The 18,245-nt window shown below is 59.3% G+C and carries 16 protein-coding genes; 7 read left to right on the top strand and 9 right to left on the bottom strand.

The features are described 5' to 3' along the window. Positions 1 to 14: 14 nt before the first annotated feature. From folK to WJU23_RS08475, 5 genes are all read left to right on the top strand, one after another. The gene (gene folK / locus WJU23_RS08495) at positions 15 to 566 is read left to right on the top strand and encodes a 2-amino-4-hydroxy-6-hydroxymethyldihydropteridine diphosphokinase (protein ID WP_346332124.1); all 552 of its coding nucleotides are present in this window, start codon (positions 15 to 17) and stop codon (positions 564 to 566) included. Between the two features lie 39 nt (positions 567 to 605). Continuing rightward, positions 606 to 1,106 carry an RNA pyrophosphohydrolase gene (locus WJU23_RS08490; RefSeq protein ID WP_346332123.1) on the top strand — a complete coding sequence of 167 codons (501 nt, stop codon included), beginning with the start codon at positions 606 to 608 and terminating at the stop codon, positions 1,104 to 1,106. 16 nt (positions 1,107 to 1,122) lie between these two features. After that, complete coding sequence (locus WJU23_RS08485; protein WP_346332122.1) at positions 1,123 to 2,904, top strand: hypothetical protein; 1,782 nt, start codon at positions 1,123 to 1,125, stop codon at positions 2,902 to 2,904. A gap of 72 nt (positions 2,905 to 2,976) precedes the next feature. Next, positions 2,977 to 4,404, top strand: coding sequence for a DUF1501 domain-containing protein (locus WJU23_RS08480; RefSeq protein WP_346332121.1), 1,428 nt, complete (start codon positions 2,977 to 2,979; stop codon positions 4,402 to 4,404). Positions 4,405 to 4,447: 43 nt separating this feature from the next. Continuing rightward, a complete protein-coding gene (locus WJU23_RS08475) occupies positions 4,448 to 4,915 on the top strand; it encodes a pentapeptide repeat-containing protein (protein ID WP_346332120.1) in 468 nt (155 codons plus the stop codon). 150 nt (positions 4,916 to 5,065) lie between these two features. Here WJU23_RS08475 and WJU23_RS08470 read toward each other — a convergent pair whose 3' ends face one another. Next, positions 5,066 to 6,016 carry a hypothetical protein gene (locus WJU23_RS08470; RefSeq protein ID WP_346332119.1) on the bottom strand — a complete coding sequence of 317 codons (951 nt, stop codon included), beginning with the start codon at positions 6,014 to 6,016 and terminating at the stop codon, positions 5,066 to 5,068. A gap of 139 nt (positions 6,017 to 6,155) precedes the next feature. Next, entirely contained in the window at positions 6,156 to 7,940 is a 1,785-nt protein-coding gene (locus WJU23_RS08465) for a thioredoxin family protein (protein WP_346332118.1), read from the bottom strand. A 151-nt stretch (positions 7,941 to 8,091) separates the two neighbouring features. On the opposite strand from WJU23_RS08465, the gene WJU23_RS08460 reads away from it, so the two are divergent. After that, a complete protein-coding gene (locus tag WJU23_RS08460; RefSeq protein WP_346332117.1) occupies positions 8,092 to 8,892 on the top strand; it encodes a penicillin-binding transpeptidase domain-containing protein in 801 nt (266 codons plus the stop codon). Between the two features lie 60 nt (positions 8,893 to 8,952). On the opposite strand, the gene WJU23_RS08455 is transcribed toward WJU23_RS08460, so the two are convergent. The 6 genes from WJU23_RS08455 to WJU23_RS08430 form a co-directional block, all read right to left on the bottom strand. Further along, positions 8,953 to 9,489: a pyridoxamine 5'-phosphate oxidase family protein gene (locus WJU23_RS08455; protein WP_346332116.1), complete on the bottom strand. Its 537-nt coding sequence runs from the start codon at positions 9,487 to 9,489 to the stop codon at positions 8,953 to 8,955. Positions 9,490 to 9,619: 130 nt separating this feature from the next. Further along, on the bottom strand, positions 9,620 to 10,501 hold the full coding sequence (locus WJU23_RS08450; protein ID WP_346332115.1) for a transglutaminase family protein: 882 nt from the start codon (positions 10,499 to 10,501) through the stop codon (positions 9,620 to 9,622). 168 nt (positions 10,502 to 10,669) lie between these two features. After that, entirely contained in the window at positions 10,670 to 11,752 is a 1,083-nt protein-coding gene (locus WJU23_RS08445; RefSeq protein ID WP_346332114.1) for an alpha-E domain-containing protein, read from the bottom strand. Between the two features lie 95 nt (positions 11,753 to 11,847). Beyond that, positions 11,848 to 13,305 (bottom strand): circularly permuted type 2 ATP-grasp protein, encoded by a 1,458-nt coding sequence (locus WJU23_RS08440; protein WP_346332113.1) that lies wholly within the window; start codon positions 13,303 to 13,305, stop codon positions 11,848 to 11,850. A gap of 67 nt (positions 13,306 to 13,372) precedes the next feature. After that, positions 13,373 to 14,392, bottom strand: coding sequence for a hypothetical protein (locus tag WJU23_RS08435; RefSeq protein WP_346332112.1), 1,020 nt, complete (start codon positions 14,390 to 14,392; stop codon positions 13,373 to 13,375). Between the two features lie 74 nt (positions 14,393 to 14,466). Beyond that, positions 14,467 to 15,360, bottom strand: coding sequence for a hypothetical protein (locus WJU23_RS08430; protein WP_346332111.1), 894 nt, complete (start codon positions 15,358 to 15,360; stop codon positions 14,467 to 14,469). 217 nt (positions 15,361 to 15,577) lie between these two features. On the opposite strand from WJU23_RS08430, the gene WJU23_RS08425 reads away from it, so the two are divergent. Further along, on the top strand, positions 15,578 to 15,799 hold the full coding sequence (locus tag WJU23_RS08425; RefSeq protein WP_346332110.1) for a hypothetical protein: 222 nt from the start codon (positions 15,578 to 15,580) through the stop codon (positions 15,797 to 15,799). Positions 15,800 to 15,877: 78 nt separating this feature from the next. Here WJU23_RS08425 and WJU23_RS08420 read toward each other — a convergent pair whose 3' ends face one another. Then, complete coding sequence (locus WJU23_RS08420; protein WP_346332109.1) at positions 15,878 to 18,244, bottom strand: FtsX-like permease family protein; 2,367 nt, start codon at positions 18,242 to 18,244, stop codon at positions 15,878 to 15,880. Position 18,245: the final 1 nt, after the last annotated feature.

The raw sequence follows: 18,245 nt of genomic DNA, 5'->3' as shown, positions 1-18,245 counted from the left end.
GACTCCTCCCTCAGATGCCTGCCCCCCTTGCTTTTGGCATCGCTCTTGGGTCCAACCTGGGCGACCGCCGGGTGCATCTGGAAAACGCCGTGGATGCCCTGCTTATGCGCATTCCGGCGGCGCGGCTGGCTGCCGCAGCTTCTCTGTATGAGACGGAGCCTGTGGACTGTGCTCCGGGCAGCCAGGCATTTTTGAACACGGTTATCGAGCTTGAGGCCGCCCTGACGCCTCAGGAAATGCATGATCATCTTGTGGCTGTGGAATTTTTGGCCGGGCGACCGCAGGAGCGGGAGCGCAATGCTCCCCGGACACTGGATCTGGACCTTCTTTATGCAGGCGATTATCAGAGTGCGGATCCTGTCCTCACCGTGCCGCACCCCCGCCTGCACCTTCGCCGGTTTGTATTGCAGCCGCTTGCGGAGATCCGGCCTGGATTGCATCTGCCTGGTTTTGTGGCAAGCATCGCCCAGGTTTTGACGACGCTGGCTGATGATCCATCCAGTGTCCGTCCGGCGGGTGCCTGGCGTCATCGGCTGGATGCTCAGACCGGACCATCCCGCAGGTGACAGCCGCATGATGGTGGCGTAACCTTCAATCCATATCGCATGTCCGAAAGCTCCGCCTTGCCCATCACCATCCCCATTCTGTACCGTCCAAACGTCGGCATCATCCTCACCAATGCGAAGGATGAGATTTTCGTGGCTGAGCGCATCAACATTCCTGGCGCGTGGCAGTTTCCCCAGGGCGGCATAGACGATGGTGAAGATGCGGAAACCGCCATGTACCGGGAGATGGCGGAAGAGATCGGAGTGACACGCGACAAAGTCCAGTTGCTGGAGCGACGTGACGGATACCGCTATGCCTTTGCGAAAGGGCGGCTCAAATACGGCATCTACGGGGGCCAGGAGCAGAGCTACTTTCGCTGCCGTTTTCTTGGAGAGGACCGTGATGTGAACCTGGCCGCCACCCATCAGGAATTCAGCCATTGGCGCTGGATCAGGCCGCAGGAGTTTCAGATGAACTGGGTGCCCAAGTTTAAACGCACCGTTTACCGACAGGTCTTTTGGGATTTCTTTGGCCTGGAACTGAGTCCGCCTGAAAGTTGAAATTAACCGCCGCCGCATGAAAACGGAACGCCGACATTCCAACGCCCGCGCTGTTCTGGGGGCCATGTCCTGGCATATTCCTGACGATGATTGGAACTCACCCTGGAGTTTTGAAAATGAATGGACCCCGCCTGCTGCAGTTTCAGCCGGTAAAACAGAGCTTGCTGGCAAAACGCCTCCCGAAGAGCCTGCTGCTCCAGCCCCGTCAAGTTTCATTCCTGAAGTCACCCCCCACGGTGTGCTCCTGCATTTTGAGCAGGATGAAGCGGAAATCAAAACCACTCCGGTGGCTCCCGCTGCCGCTGCTCCTGTCCCGTCTTCTTTAGCGGCCAAGGAGGCGGTAAATCTGCGTCCTTCGGCCATCGTCCATCCGGCCAGCACCCCGCCTGTTCCTGAAAAACCACTTATCGCTGAGCGTCCGGAACCACCACCCTCTCCGTCCAAAAAAGCATCCGTCACCCAACCTGCCTCAGAAACCAAGTCTCCGCGTCCGCTGCCGAGAATTCCCCGTCGCTCCAACCATATTTCCTGGGGCAGCCTCGTTTCTCTCAGCCTGGGGACGTTGGGGTTCACCCTGCTGGCATGGATTTATCTGCACGATACACAGCGGGAATCAGATGAAGATCTTCGCCCTGTGGCTGCGGTGGACCAGACACCCACCACCCAGGCTCCGGTCAAGCTGCGCACTTTCCTGGATTCCATCATTCCGGTGGAAAATACAGCTCTGAGCAGTCAGCCTGCCTGGACCTGGGATACGCCTTCGCTTGCCGCATTCATCCGTCTCAATGGTACCGCTTTGGATAACTTGCGCGATCTGCTTGAGGATTACGACTGGCATCCGCATCACTCCAGCTGGTATCTGACGGATGCCAGTACCCACCCCTCATGGGGGCACGCGACCACCCTTTTGCAGGCCCAGGCGGCCTATCTGGCACGCCGGGGGGATGAAGAACCTGCCTTTGTAGCAGCCATTGACCTGGCTGAAATGAGCCGTCGGCTTCAGGAAATCTGGGCCTGGCGAGGCTACCTGCAGCGGGCATTGGAGCTCCAGACCGCCTCCGTTCAGATCCTGGCGGAACTGCTTAAATCCACCCGTCTCGACAGCATCACCCTGGGCCGTTTTCAGCAGGAATTTATCCAATGCAGGCCTGATGATAACCTCATGCGCCAGGCTTGTGCCGCTTATTACCTGAACGAAAAAAAGCGTCTGCTCGGCTCCGCCAGCGGCGAGCTTCTGGATACCATGCCGGGTGGCCGCCTGCACCAGCGCCCAGCCCGCCTCTTTTTCAAGACCAACGAGACCCTCAGCCTCTTCGCCTCCGCTTTCCGTGATCTGCGGGATGAGATCACCCGCCCTCCTTATACGCGGCTTTCGGTCACTCCCGCGCCCGCCACACGGGCACGTTTCGCCTCCTCACGTTTCTACCACCCCAACTCCAACGGGGAGGAATACTTCCGCGACCGCATTGAACCTCATCTTAACCTTCCTCAAGATCACAGTCTGGCGCAGGCCCGGCATGGACTGGTCCGGTGTCTTTTTGCCATCCGTAGATATGTGGCGGATCGACGGACTCTGCCCGCACGGCTTAACGACCTGAGCCCAAAATATCTAAGTTCCATCCCCCAGGATCCGTTTTCCGGCGAGCAACTGCAATACGACCCTGCGAGAGGACTGCTTTATTCCGTTGGCACCAATCTGATTGGTGAAGGGGGGGAGATTTCGGATTGGCCCATGGCTGATGACCGTGAACCCACCGTCGCGCTTGGCATCGCCATCGCGCGCCCGGTGAAAAAGTGACCGCAGGATCTGACATGGCCCTGGCTGTTTTCCACTGCAAGCCAGTGCCGGTGTCGGCGTTATAAGGGCATCATGACGCCAGACTTTCTCAACGTCTCCCGCCGCCAGTTCTTCAACCAGTCAGGCATGGCCCTTGGCTCTGCGGCATTGGGCTCCCTCCTGGCGCGGGATTTGCCTGCGGCCGGGCAGGCCAGCCTCATAGGCCACCAGCCGGGTCCCCACTTTGCCCCCAAGGCCAAGCAGGTCATTTACCTGCACATGATCGGCGCACCTTCACAACTGGACCTCTTTGACTACAAACCTGTGCTGCAGAAGCATGATGGCCAGAAGTGCCCGGAGGAGCTGCTGAAGGGAAAACGTTTCGCCTTCATCGGTGGAGAGATGACCCTGGCAGGCAGTCCCTATAAGTTTAACAAACATGGCCAGAGCGGTCAGGAACTGTCCGAGTTGCTTCCGCATCTCGCCACGGTGGCGGATGAAATCTGCCTTCTCAAAGGCATGCATACCAATGAGATCAACCACGCCCCGGCGCAGATGTTTCTGCACACCGGATTCGGCCAGGGCGGCCGTCCCAGCATGGGGGCCTGGGTGACGTATGGTCTGGGCAGCGACAACCGTGACATGCCCTCTTACGTCGTCCTGCTGTCCGGCCCTCCCGGCGGCGCAGGCACCACATTGTGGAGCACCGGCTTCCTGCCCAGTGTCTATCAGGGCGTACAGTTCCGTGGCACCGGGGAGCCTGTGCTGTTCCTGAACAATCCCGAAGGCCATGACCGCAAGGACCGCCGCCAGGTGCTGGATGCGGTGCGTGCGCTGAATGAGCACCAGCTCGGCATCGTCGGGGATCCGGAGATCTCCACCCGCATCAGCCAGTATGAAATGGCCTACCGCATGCAGGCCAGCGTGCCGGAGCTCATGGACATTTCTCAGGAATCCCAGGCCACTCTGGACATGTATGGCGCGCAGCCCGGCAAGGCCTCCTTTGCCAACAACTGTTTGTTAGCCCGCCGCCTTGTTGAGCGCGGCGTGCGCATGGTGCAGCTTTACGATTCCGACTGGGACCATCATGGCGGTCTGGACAAACGCCTGCGCGCCAAGACCAAGGATGTGGACCAGGGCATGGCCGCCCTCGTGCGCGACCTCAAGCAGCGCGGCCTGCTGGATGAAACGCTGGTTGTCTGGGGCGGCGAGTTCGGCCGCACCCCTCTGCGCCAGGGTACCAATGGCAACGGCCAGGCCATCAGCGGCGGGCGCGACCACCACAAGGACGCCTACACCATGTGGATGGCCGGCGGTGGTGTCAAAGGCGGCGTCACCCATGGCCGCACGGATGAGATGGGTTTCAACGTCATCGAAAATGGCGTCCACATTCATGATTTGAATGCCACTCTCCTGCATCTGCTCGGCCTGGATCACGAGCGCCTGACCTTCCGTTATCAGGGCCGTGACTTCCGGCTCACGGATGTTCATGGCGACATTGTGAAAAGCATCCTGGCATAAATGTCGGTTGCATTCGTCCTTCATTCCCGCTCCCAATCTGATCATGGCCTCCATCACACCTCAAGAAGTCGAAGCCCATCAACTCTGGCTCCAGTCCGGCGGCACCGAAGGCAGCCAGGTGGATGAGACCGGACTGGATCTCAGTGGCGCCGATCTGGCAGGTCTGAACCTTTCGCGCGGACAGTTCGTCGGCACTGTTTTTGATGGCGCGGATCTGGTCGGCACCGACTTCTCCGGTGCAGACTTCAGCGGAGCCACCTTTGAAGGCGCGGACCTTTCCGGGGCCGATCTGCGCGGTGCCGATCTCGGCGGCGTCACACTCAGCGGAGCCAACCTTTCCGGTGCCAATCTCACCGGCGCGGACCTCTCAGGAGCCCGAATGGTCGGCTGCAATCTCAGCCACGCGGATTTCACCGATGCCGACCTCATCGCCGCCGACCTGACCAATTCCCTGCAAACCCGCATCATCCTGACAGGAGCCAAGCTTAACGATACCCAGGGTCTGGAATAAAGTGGTCTGCACTGTCTTCAGTGCGGGAACGCTGGGTCTCCGGGGCGGAATAACTCAAAGTGCTTTGCTGGCTGCTGGGATGTTTGGCCGGTGTCGGGGCTTCGATGCGGCTTTCCGCTCAAGGGACTGAGCGGGCCACTTTCTCACCCATCATTTCCACTCCGGCTGCCGGTTGACCAAGCACTCGCTCAGCCATCGCACCAGTTCAGAGACGGACTCATGTTTCTTGCGCAGGGCGGACAGGGCCGTCCAGTCAATGCGCTGGCGCGGAGCCGGTACGGTGATCTTCTGGATGCGCAGCTTTCCCTGAACCACTTCAAACTCCGCTGCGCTCATGCTCCGCAGGTCGGTGGCGCTGGGCAGGTCATCAAGCTGGGCGGTACTGATGCCCAGACTGCTAATACCCACGCCAAACTGGTTGCCCAGACTGCGAAGGGCATCCACCAGGGCTTCATCATTCAGAGGCTCGGCAATGACCAGCTCGCTCTGCAAGGCCCAGCGGGTGGCGCTGAGGGCCTGGAAAAACTCGCCCGTGTAATTGTCCAGCGTCAGCCCGGTTTTGAGCTGCACGCCGGTCAGGCCGACCTCCGGCCCGCCCAGATGGCGGCGCAGGTCCAGCATGCTGGAATCAAAGCGGGTGATTTCATCCGCCCCGGTTTCCAGGTCCCACTCAGCGGTGATGAGGTCCGGGATGTCCCACAATCCGCGTTCATCCAAAGGCGCAACCGTACGGCCATTGAGGCGGAAGGGGTAATGGGAGCGCAGCAGGCACAGGCGCTCATAAATGGTCAGCAGCCGCAGGAAGCGGGACTGCATGGCATCTCCCTCAGCCTCTCCGCCAAAGAGAAAGCGGCCCGTGCCGTTGGAGTAGGCCGGTTTGCTCAGGCGCTGATAATAGCCCTGGCCCTGGTCCACCTTGGCGATGGGGGAGGTGGAGTCATAGCTGAGGATGGAAAAGTGATACCGCAGTGTGGCATCGCTGTAGTCATCGCCTAACCGCAAGCGCACCAGGCGGATAAGCTCAGTGCCTTTAATGGCCTCTTCCGGATCATCTGGCAGGATGTCCGGGAGGATGTTTCGAAGTTGTTCGCGCAGGTTCATTCCAGAGCGGAGTGACAGAAGGTAACGGAGAATGCAGGAGATAAACCGTGTTGGTCAAGATGGAAACTGGTCAATCCTGTTTCCTTCACGATTTCATCTCCGTCATTCATGGAGTCCTTTGCCACAGTTGCCCTGGTCTTTAAAGGTCTTTGATGGCTGCGGAGACATTGTCCACCGTCAGCAGTTCCGGCAGGATGACGGGTTCATCTTTGCCGGGGGCATAGAGGACATTCACTGGCACGGCGGCCTTGCCCAATGCGGAAAGGGCTTTGGTGATACGCGGATCTTCATTGGTCCAGTCAGCTTTCAGCAGCACCACCTTCTTGTCCGCGATGAGCTTCATGAGACCTTCATCCTGATAGACACGCTTGTTCACCTGGCAGGTGAAGCACCACTGGGCGGTGTAATCAATATACACAGGCTTGCCTTCCGCACGCAGTTCCGCCACCAGTTCAGGAGACCAGGTCTCCCATTTTTTCTCGATCTGCGGCCAGCCAAAAGCCAGTCCTCCGCCAATGGACAGAAGTGTGAGGATCACTGCAACAGCGCGGGTTCGCGCCGGCTTATGGGGCAGGGACCAGCGGCCGTAAATCCAGCAACCAAGGGCGATGATGACCAGGCCGAACAGTGTGAAGAGCATCGGCTGGCCCTGCACCATGCCCGTGAGCACCCAGGCCAGGAAGGCGACGGTGCCGAAGAGCAGGAAGGACATGCCTTGTTTAAAACTTTCCATCCACGCGCCTGGACGCGGCAGGGCTGAGACCAGCTTTGGCATCATGGACAGCACCAGGAACGGGCTGGCCAGACCCAGGCCGATCATGCTGAACATCAGCATGGCCTGGAAGGCAGGCAGGGTGACGGTATAACCGAGGGCGCTACCAAGAAACGGAGCCGAACAGGGCGTGGCAACGATGGTCGCCAGCAGGCCGGAGAAAAAGGAACCGCTAAGGCCATGCTTCGACTGCAAATTGGCGCCCACCCCGACCGCCGATGCGCCGATCTCAAACACCCCCGCCATGTTGAGCCCAAAGATGAGGAAGAAGGCACACAGCCCATAAACAAAGCCGGGGGATTGCAACTGGAAGCCCCAGGCCTTTCCCAACGAAATGACCAGCGCCCCCAGCGCCCAAAAGCAAATGAGCACACCCAGGGTATAGGCCAGACCGTGGAGCAGGACCATGCGTTTGTCTTTTCCTGACTGCTGCACCACGCTCATGATTTTGATGCCCAGCACCGGAAAGACGCAGGGCATGATGTTGAGGATGAGCCCGCCGATGAAGGCAAAGAGAAGGAATCCGCCGAAGCTTTTTTGATCCGGATTGGCGGTGTTGCTGGCGGAGTCAGCGCTGCTGGCCTCACCTTCACGCTCACCAAAGACCACCAGCATGGCCGGATCCGGCACTGTTTTTTCCGTCAGGCTGAAAGTCAGGCTGGCCTCCGGTTTGACGGGCATGCAGTTCTTCGGGTCGCAGGCCAGGGCATCCACCTTGACGGAGATCTGCACACTGTCGCCCACCTTGCCGTTAGGCGTCACACGGGCGGGCAGATAAACGGTGCCGTCGTATCCCTGGCTCGTCTTGCCATCGGTGGAGGGTACTTCATGCGTTTCCGGCCAGGGCAGTTCCTCAAGGGTCCAGCCCTCCGGTAGCGTCCAGTTCAGTGAGGTCGGTTTGCCGATGACATCTGCGGGGAGCACCTTGCCATAAGTATGCCATTCCTCCGCATGAACCAGCTTCACCGCGATGCGGAAGGACTCGCCCGGTGCTGCGCTGAGGACTTCAGGCACCAGGGTGGCGGTCACTATGGCGGCAGGGGCCTCCGCTGAGTTCGGGGTCAGATCAAACTGGGCCTCGACCCGCAGCGGTGCCGCGACGGTGGCGATCAAAAAGAAGCTCAGGAGAAAACGCAAGACAGGTTGGGGCATGGTAAGGATACGAGACACGTACCTGGATTGTATTCCAATGGAGGATTTTTATGATCTGAAAATCCCCCTTGGAGATTTGCGCGCCCTAATTTCCGCCTAACGAAGAAAGGTGCGGCTTTGCCTGGGCATGGACATGGGATAAGCTGATTGGATGAGCCATTTCCTTTTTCATGTGTTTAGCCTTCTCTTTCTTGCGGGGCAGGTGGTAGCTCAGAAGCAGACAGAGGAAAAAGAGCTGGGAGCAGTCTTTGAAAAACATGGTCTGGAGGGGTGTTTTGTGGTTTTGAATCCGGTCACCAGCATTCTTCATGTCTATAACCCGGCCCGCGCGGCAAGGGGATTCCTGCCAGCTTCCACCTTCAAGATCCCCATGGCGCTGATGGGGCTGGATACGGGAACGGTGAAGGATGTGGACGAGGTCATCCCGTATGGGGGGACGAAGGAATGGCTGAAGGACTGGGAGCGCGACATGAACCTGAAAGAGGCCATGAAGCTGTCCAATGTCGCCATTTTTCATCAGGTGGCCCGGCGCGTGGGCATGGACCGGATGCAGGAGTGTCTGCGCCTGTTTGACTATGGAAACCAGCAGACGGGCGATGATGTGGGCAGGCGATACTGGCTGGAGGGACCGATGGCGATTTCAGCGTTGCAACAGGTGGATTTCCTGCGCCGTCTGACGGGCGGAGAGATCCCGCTCAAGAAAAGGACACTGGAGTCCGTGAAGGAGATTACCCTCTATGAAAGCCAAGGAGGGGCAACGATCTATGCCAAGACGGGCTGGTCCGGGAGCACAGGCCAGCAAGTCGGCTGGTGGGTGGGCTGGGTGGAAAAAGACGGACGGAATTTCCCCTTTGCCCTCAATGCCACCGTCCCGACGATGGCGGTGGCGAAGAAGAGGATCCCGGTGGCGCTGGAGTGTTTGGCCGCTCTTTGGATTTGGAATGTGGAATGAGCCTGCATGCGGCAACGAATACTCTTGCAGGCAAAACAGTCCGGATAGAGGACATCCTAATTAAACTTTCAACCGCCCTTCAATGGAGTCGTCCATGGTTTTGCCGAGCATGGCACCGATGGCCATTTTGATGCCGGCGACGGCGTTGCCATGTTTGGTGTCCCAATAGTAACCGTCGTTGGGGGTGACTTTGATGACGGTGATGCGGGGATCGTCAATGCCGCCGGTGAACCAGGTTTTGATGATGGGCTCCCAGAGTTCCTCAATTTTGGCGCGATCTCTGGAGATACTGGCGGTGCCATTGAGCTGGAGGAAATCGGAATGGGCGGAACCCTGGAAGAAGAGGGCGACGGAATGATCGGTGGCGAGCTCCTGGTTTTTGTGGCTGTCGTCGGCGCTGAGGAACCAGAGGTTGCCGGCGTCGTCCACCTGCTGGACGGCCATGGGCCGGGCGTGGATGGGGCTGCTGGAGGAGACAAGGGTGCAGAAGAAGCAGGTGCTGGCCTTTTTGACGAGCGATTTGATTTTTTCGACCGCGTCGGTGGCGGTGAGGTCCTGGTGGTTGTCTTCGGGCTGGTTGGCGTTGATGGAATCCATGGGGGTAACGGGTAAAGGGTTACCTGGATTCGGTCGGGGGGAAGGGAATGGACGGGAGGTAATGGAGAATGGGAAAATGATGAATGGCGAATGGGGGAGACCACACACCGCCGGGTCATTGCGCTCCAGGTCACTCCGTCTGCCGGATCTGCACATGCACTTCCATGTGCTGGCGGCCTTTGCCGCGGAAGCGGCCGGAGACGGGTTTGGCGTCGTCGTAATCGCGGCCGATGGCCAGCTTGATGTAGCGGGTATCGGCTTCCCGGCCGTGGGTGGGGTCCCAGGCTTTCCAGCCGTAACCGGGGAGAAAGACTTCCATCCAGGCGTGGGAGGCTTCGTTTTCGGTGCCGGTCTTGCCATTGAAAAAATAGCCGCTGACGTAGCGGGCGGGGATGCCCTGACTGCGGCAGAGGGCAATCATGACATGGGCATAGTCCTGGCAGACTCCTCGACGGTCTTTAATGGCCTCTGCCGCGTTGGTGTGGACGTGGGTCCAGTCCGGATCATAGGCGAACATGGAGTGGACATGCTGGCCGAGGCGGAGGGAATCTGCCCAGAGGTCGCTGACGTTCTGGCCGATGACGTCCACGGCCTCGCGCCAGATGGTGACGTTTTGGGAGATGAATTTGGATTCGGCGACGAAGTCGAAGTAGTTCTCGTTGACGCCGGGGGCGTGGAGGGAATCCAGGGTGAGTCCGGTGGGTGGGAGGCCGCGCGCATCGAGGCGGGTCTCGACGACGGAGGTGGACTCGACCTCCAGGGTCTCGTGAGGCTGATGGAGCTCGAAGTGGTCCACACGGTTCAGGTAAAAGTCGTGGTGGGTGTGGACAGGGACGTCAGGATTCAGCCGGAGGTCAAAGGCGGCACAGCGCTGAAGGGGATCTGAAACGGGGCAGAGGCGGGCGTCATTGAAGCTGTCCAGCACGGGACCATCGTAATGGAAACGCGTGAGGTGGCGTACGCGGAGGCGCATGCCGGTGGAGGAGGAGATTTGTGGAGGGGGGAAATCCATCAGGCGGTGGGGCGGAGCAGGAGCTGGCGGGGCGCAGGGAGGTGGATGGGCGGGGGCTGGCAGGGAAAGTGAGTGACGGGAAGGGTGTTTCGGTAAGCAAAGAGGGGCTTGCGTCAAGGAAGCGTATGCAATCCCGGACGTAAGCCCTGGTGAGGAGGTGCCGTTTTTTTACCGGCGGTGCTGCTGCTGCTGCTCCTGCTGCTGGTGGAAGCGGATCTCCGCCTGCATGTCCACCGGCGGGTGGTACATGAAGGTGTCATAGAGGTGACCGCCAAAGGCACTGATCTCGATCTGGACCTCGGTGAGGAATTCGTGGAGGCCGCGATTGATGATGTCCTTGGCGGTGGTGAAGTGGAGGTTGTTGAGGAACTTGCCGAAACGGCGTTCGCCATCGCTGCGGTATTCACCCGCCGGGGTGTCCGCGATGAGGTGGGCGAAGTCATCCATCTGCTCCAGGCAGAACATTAGGGAGCGTGGGAAGGTGTCCTCGAAGATGAGGAACTCGATGACTTTGGCGAAGAGGATGTCCGCGACGTAAAAGCGGCGGTAGGGCTCCACCGCACTGGCGGAGCGGAGAACGGCCTGCCACTGGGCGGCATCCACAGCACCGCCCACATCTGTGACTTTGGGCAGCAGGATGTGGTACTTCATGTCCAGCAGGCGCGTCATCTTGTCAGCACGCTCCAGGTATTTGCCGAACTGGATGAACTCAAAACCCTCATTGCGGGAAAAGGTGGAAACCGTGATGCCCTGGAACAAATGGGAGTAGCATTTGATCTGGTCAAAGAAGGCGCTGGCCCCACCGTCCCAGAGGTTTTCTTTGTCCGTGGCCTTGAGATAATGATAGGCGTCGTTGAGGACCTCCCACATCTCACTGGAGATCTGGTCGCGCACCTGGCGGCCGTTTTCACGGGCGTTGGAAATGCAGGAGAGCAGGGAATTCGGATTCTCCAGCCGGAACGTCAGGAACTCCATCACGCTCTCGCTGTCGGCGACTTCATAGAGTTCAAAAAACAGGTCTTCATCCCCGGTGGAGCGGAGGATGGGCAGCCAGTGCTCCTTGAGGATGTCTTCGGAGACCTGGCCGAAATCCAGCAGGATCTGCAGGTTGACGTCCATGAGACGGGCGAGGTTTTCGGCGCGCTCAAGGTAGCGGCTCATCCAATAAAGGCTGCCGGCAACGCGGGACAGCATGACGTTGGTCTGCTTGTGCCGGGCGACTTCTTCTTGGGTCGGGGGAGACTTGGACATGCGAAGGAAAATGGTTGGGCCTGGGTGGTTGGTTGGCCGGGGGCGAGATGGGGAAATTTAAATCAGGGGGATACTGTAGGCGGATTTCTTCAAACTCATTCCGGGACGGAATCGCGCAGTACCCAGGTGTCCTTGGAGCCGCCGCCCTGGGAGCTGTTGACGACAAGGGAGCCTTTCTTGAGGGCCACACGGGTGAGGCCACCGGGGGTAACAACGATTTTTTCGCCGTAGAGGATGTAGGGACGAAGATCAATGTGGCGGCCTTCAAAACCATACTCCTCTGTCCAGGTGGGGTGGCGGCTGAGGGAGATGGGGTCCTGGGCGATGAAGTTGCGCGGATTGTCCTCGATCAATTTGCGGAATTCCTCGATCTCAGCCTTGGAGGCCCAGGGACCCATGAGCATGCCGTAACCGCCGGCCTCGTTTGCAGATTTGACGACGAGTTTGTCCAGGTTGGCCAGGATGTGTGAGCAGTCGGCAGGTTCCGAGGCCAGGAAGGTGTCCACGTTCGGCAGGATGGGGTCCTCACCGAGGTAGTATTTGATCATGTGCGGGACAAAGTAATAAACCACCTTGTCATCCGCCACGCCGGTGCCGATGCTGTTGGCCAGGCTGACATTGCCAGCGCGGTAGGCATTGACCAGGCCAGGTACGCCTAACAAAGAGTCTGCCCGGAAAACGGAGGGGTCCAGGAAGTCATCGTCAATGCGGCGGTAGATGACATCCACCTTCACAAGACCAGCGGTGGTGCGCATGTACACTTTGAAATCACGGACCACGAGGTCGCGGCCTTCGACAATGGGGATGCCCATCTGGCGGGCCAGGAAGGCGTGCTCAAAGTAGGCGCTGTTAAAAACACCAGGGGTGAGGAGTACGCAGTTTGGCGCGTCATTGGCCCTGAAATTGGCCGGGGCGCAGTATTGCATCACCTTTAGCAGTTCCGCTGGATAATTGGAGACGGAGTGGACTCCGCTGGCCTTGAAGAGCTCCGGGAAGGTACGCTTAAGGGCGGCGCGATTTTCCAGCATGTAACTGGCGCCGGAAGGGCAGCGGAGGTTATCCTCAAGGACCATATACTGGCCGTTACGGTCGCGGATGAGGTCACTGCCGCAGATGTGGACGTAGATGTCCTTCGGCACCTCGAAGTGCATGAACTCGCGGCGGAAGTGCTTGGCGCTCAGGACATACTGGGGTGGGATGACGCGGTCCTTGATGATTTTTTGATCATGGTAGATGTCATGCAGGAAGAGATTCAGCGCGGTGAGGCGCTGGATGAGGCCTTTTTCGACGATCTCCCATTCCTCCGCCGAGATGACACGGGGCACGCAGTCAAAGGGGAAGATGCGCTCGGTGCCCTGGGAATCGCTATAAACGGTGAACGTCACACCGCCTCGCATGAAGGACGCCTCCACGGCGGTCTGTTTGTTACGGAACTCGTTGGCGTCCACATCGTTAAAAGCGGCGGCGACGCTGCGATAATGCGGACGGATGGTGCCGTCGGCAGTGAACATCTCATCGAAGAAGTTCTCCGGCTGGTAGTTGTCGAAAAGCATGAGGGTTGGGGCCTGGTTTGGTTGGCTGAAAAGAGGAATTAGCAAGACTGGGGCCAAGTTTGGGCCGTCATCGCGTGACAGGTTCGAGTTTCACCAGCGGAGCGGCCTTGGACGCGAACTGGGCGACGAAGACATTTCCCACCGCATCCACGGCTACGGCATGGGGATGGATGAAGGTGCGGCCATCACTCTTCATCGGCTGGAGAACGCCCTGTTCGTAAAGGGCGGGCGGAGCGCCGATGTTGGAAAGGACACGAAACTGGCGGTCCACGATGCTGATGAATCCAGGGGAGTCCTTGTCCTGCGGCCACTGGTCGCCCAGATGCGGGATAAGCGCCAGATCACCCCACAGGACCACATCGCGGGGATTGCCGCCAGGGAAGGGGATCTTGTCCACAAACTGGCCATTCAGGGTGAAACGTTTAATCTCCAGCCGGTCGCTCATCGCAATGAGGAAGAGCGGCTGGGCCGCGTCCCGCAAGTCCAGTGTGCCGCCATGGGGACCCCAATGCAGAAGTTGGTTCTCCCCCTCGCCCAGGTTTCCGCCCCAGGATTTCAGCAGGCTGCCTTCCTGGTCGTAATGATGTACATAGTCCTTGCCGTAGCCGTCCAGCACCCAGAAGTCGCCGTTGGGATGATGCAGCGTTTTGGAGGGGCGGTATTCGCTTTCCTTGGCATAAAGGCCGCTCTTTTCAGGCCAAGGAAAACGAGCCAGTTCCTTGCCATCCAGGCTGAGTTTGCGCACCTCGTGCAGGACAGTATCCGTGATGAAAAGGACCTCCGCATCGCCCTCCTTGACGAGGGCCAGGCCATGCGCACCCGGCATCCGGGCCGTCCATTGGTTAATAAGGGCACCCGTTTCGGGATCTAAAATGAGGATGTTGTTCTGCGGATTGTCCGTCAGCACAAACAGGCGTCCTTGAGCATCCAGGGCCAGTCCGTGCCCATTTTTGATGGGGGCGGCAATTAGCGCTTTCGCCGCCCAGCCAGGCACCACCCGATACTGATGCGGGGCTTGTCCAAGCAGGTCTTCAGCTTGCGCGATGCAGGGAGAAAGGAAAGCCAGCAGGGCCATTAGGCGAAACATGCCCCAGGCAATCATAAGAGCGACACCGAGGGAAGCAGGAAATGAGGCCGGAAGAAGGATGCTGCGGTGGGGATCTACGCAATATGCTCCCGGAACAGACCGCCAAACATTGCCCCAATGCGCCCGTAATGACCATCCAGGGCGAAACGGCCGCCGGTATAGAGAACGATGGCATAGGGCGTGTTGCGGTAGTAAAAAAACAGCCCCTCATGCTGGTAGTCGCCATAGTTGCCCGTCTTGCCGCCCAGATACGTGATCTCCGCCGGCAGGTGCTTGTGGCCGATCCCGTACTGGTTGCGCCGCATGGCCTCCAGCAGCAGCTCGCAGCCGTGGTCCAGCCGGTAGTTCACACAGCGCTCAAAAAACTCCGCATAGTAGCGCGGCGACTGCCCGTTGGCCCGCAGGGGCACATCCGGCAGATTGTATTTGGCCTCAAAAGCCTGCTCATTCGCATCCGAAAGCCGCGCCAGGATGGCAAACCAGGAAGCATTGATGCTCAAGTCGCAAACATTGACAATATGCTGAAATTCCTCCCGCGTCAGACGTCCTCCACGGGCCTCCAGCAATACGGCGGAAAGTGCAGGTTTCGGCATGGAGCAGCCGTTCATGATGATGTCCGCCTGGTGCTCCGCCAGATAGCTGCCGGTGGCCAGATTCTTCACCGCATAGCCAATGCGTGGATCCTTCTTGTTGCTGGCATACACACGCTCATGCCGCTCCGTCCAGACCAGCCCAAACGCCGGTTTCGGCGCACAGCGAAAAGACGCCCCGGATACCAAAAACGTCTGCTGATACTCCCGCATCGCCAGCGTCTTCCTAGCCCCGCCCGATAACAGTGGCGTTCCGCCTCCCGCTGGCGCAAACACGAGCCCCGTCCGGTTCACCTCACTCAGCCTCGGCAGGGCACATCCCGCTAACAACGCAGGTGACCACGAGAGGGCATTCATCAACAAACGTCGGCGGTTCATGGCAGGCATGAGTCACCAGTTCAGGCAAAGTTTAAGCAGTAGGCAAGGGGATGTAACCAGCTTTATTTATGATGAGTCTGGAGGGTCAAAGTGGCTTTGGTGAGCTTGGCGGGTGGAGGCAAAGCATGTTCCACATCACGAGGCCGGGACCCGAAGTGCGTTCAATCCATCCACATCGAAGGATGGAAACGAAGTCTTTATAAACCTATTGATCGCTATGAAACTTCCTTCTGAAAATTCGACCTCAGGCACCCTTAACTGGTCATGGATGGTGGCCGGCATATTACTTTTATTGATCGGCGCGGTGCTCTTCGTGACCCTGGTGCTGGCTCCAGTGGGCATTGGAATGATGATCCTCGGGGTGGGGGTCCTCATCGCCGCTGTGGTCAAAGCCGGACACCGTCAAGGCCCCGGCTCCGGCCCTCAAAGCGGAGTCTGAGACAAAGGTAAAAAATGGCGGGTAAAAGATTTTCAGAACCCAAAAAATAACTCTTTCTACCAAAATCCTTTTACCCAATCACTCACGTGCCTTCAGCACCCCCACCATGTCCAGCTTCGTCACCATGCGGCCCACCACCCAGAAGCATGACCCCGCGGCAAAGAGGACGACAAGCAGGGCGATGCTGTACGTCTTGTAGCTGATGAGCAGCGGCATGCGGATCGTCTCCGTACTGACCGCCGCAATGATGAATGTGGCCAGGCCTCGGCCGAAGAGCAGCCCGATGGGCAGTGCAGTCAGCACCAGGATTGTCAGTTCCCCCAGGAGCACGCTGCCCACTTCTCGCTGCGTAAAACCGACCACGCGGAGGGTCGCCAGGTCACGCCCGCGCTCTGACAGGGCAATGCGAGCACTATTATACACCACCCCAAACGCCACAATGACGGCGAGCGTGAGGTATAACTTGCGCAGGATGCCAATGCTCTCCCCCGTGGTGCTGCGGAAGGCAGCGAGCTGCTCTTTTTTCACCAGCGTGGCGGCGATAAACGGTGTCTCTTTGACCTGAGTCATGAATTCCGTCCAGCGCGTCTGGTCCACGGTCATATACGCTCCGCTGATGGAATCCCCCTCTTGCATCAGACGGTGCAGCGCCTGCTTGTCCATATAGGCAGCCACCCCCGCAAAGTCTTCCCTCAGGCCGCTGATCGGCACTCGGAGAATCGGGCGTCGGCCCTCCAGCACCACCACCTCGATCTCATCGCCCACTTTAGCCCCGAGAATTTCCGCCAGCTTCGCCGACATCACGATGCCCTCATCCGGCAGTTCCAGCACATGCCCTTCAGCATCCAGCAGCCGGTTCAAATCGGATCCCTTCGGCAGCCCCGTGATGGACAGCTTGCGCGAGTGGTGGCCGTAGCGCAGCCGCGCCTGCACCACCCGCAGCGGCTCCGCCCGGATGACGCCCGGCAGATGCTCCAGATCATGCAGGGCTCGCGCGCTGCCCGGCTCGATGAGAAAGCTGATGACGTCCTGCCGCTGCACATCGTTCCATTGGTAGGTCAGCATGTAATCAATGCTGTCCTCCATGCTCCCCGGCAAAACCATCAGCCCTGTGGCCAAAGACAGCCCCAGCACAGTAAAAGCCGACTGCCACGGCCGCCGCTCGATGTTTCGCAGCGCCATGCGAAAGGCCGGTCCCGTACCTTTGGTTAGGCCGATCCGTTCCATGACACTCGGTTTAAAATCCGCCGGCGGCTCCGGCCGCATCGCCTCAGCAGGCGGCAGCTTCACCGCCATCCACACCACGCTGAGCACCCCCAGGAAGGAGGCACCCGCACTCACTGCCAGGGCGACGCCAAGCGCACTGTAATCCATTTTAAAACGCAGCTCCGGGAAGCGGAAAAACATCTCGTACATTCCCAGCAGCCCACTGCCCATATACCGTCCTGCTATTCCTCCCAGGATGGACCCGATGACCACGATCACCATGGCAAATCCCAGGTAATGCCGTCCCACCTGCCAGGACGAATACCCCAGGGCCTTCAGCTGCGCGATCTGCTCCCGCTGCAGCCGCACCAGCCGCGCCAGCACCGCATTCACCATGAAGGCCGCCACACTCAGAAACACCACCGGATACGCGTAAGACAGCGCATTTAGCACCCGCAGCTCATCCTCCAGCCGCGCCGCGCTGCCGTGGTCCCGCCGTGTATAGGCCCCCACCGCCCCATAGCTCATCAGCAGCCGGTCCGCATCCGCGATCACTGTCCCCGCCTCAACTCCTGGGGCTAGATCAATGACAAAGTCATTAAACGCCCCGTCCATGTTGTACGCCACCGCGATGGACCGGTAGTTCATCCAAAACACGCCAAACCTTTTGTTATCCGGCAGCGTCTCACCGGCCCGCGCCTCAAACACAAATTCTGGCGACAGCCCGATCCCCGTCACTGTAATCCGGTCCCGCCGGCCGTTGATGATTGCATAAACGCTGTCCCCCAGGCTCAGCTTGTTCGCCAGCGCAAACGCCTCGCTCACCACCGCCTCCCCACGCGCATCCTGCCGGGGGAAGCGGCCCTTGCGCAGAAAGATCTGGTTCAAAAGCGGATCCCGGTCCTCAGGCAGGGACACAATGTGTGCGGTGCAGGGCTCCAGCACCCCCGGAAGATCCAGCACCGCATCCAACACCACCCGTGCCTCGATCGCCGTCACCCCCGGGATCTCCGCCAGCCGGTCCTTCATGGACATCGGCGCCCGTTTTAGCGACCCAAAAACATCGGACATCCGGTAGCTCTGGTAATACGCATCCCGCGTGCTCTCCAGCGTCAGGATCAGGCTCCGCGTCATGATCATCATCGCCAGCCCGCAGGCCATCACCAGGGACACCGCCACAATCTGCCCTTTCATGCGATTCACATCGCGCAGCAGCTTGAGATCGAGGGGGGTAAGCATG

Origin of the sequence: Prosthecobacter sp. SYSU 5D2, assembly GCF_039655865.1 — a bacterium.
Lineage (GTDB): Bacteria > Verrucomicrobiota > Verrucomicrobiia > Verrucomicrobiales > Verrucomicrobiaceae > Prosthecobacter.
The sequence above is the reverse complement of the archived record's forward strand: the minus strand, read 5'-3'. Positions and strand labels throughout refer to the sequence as shown.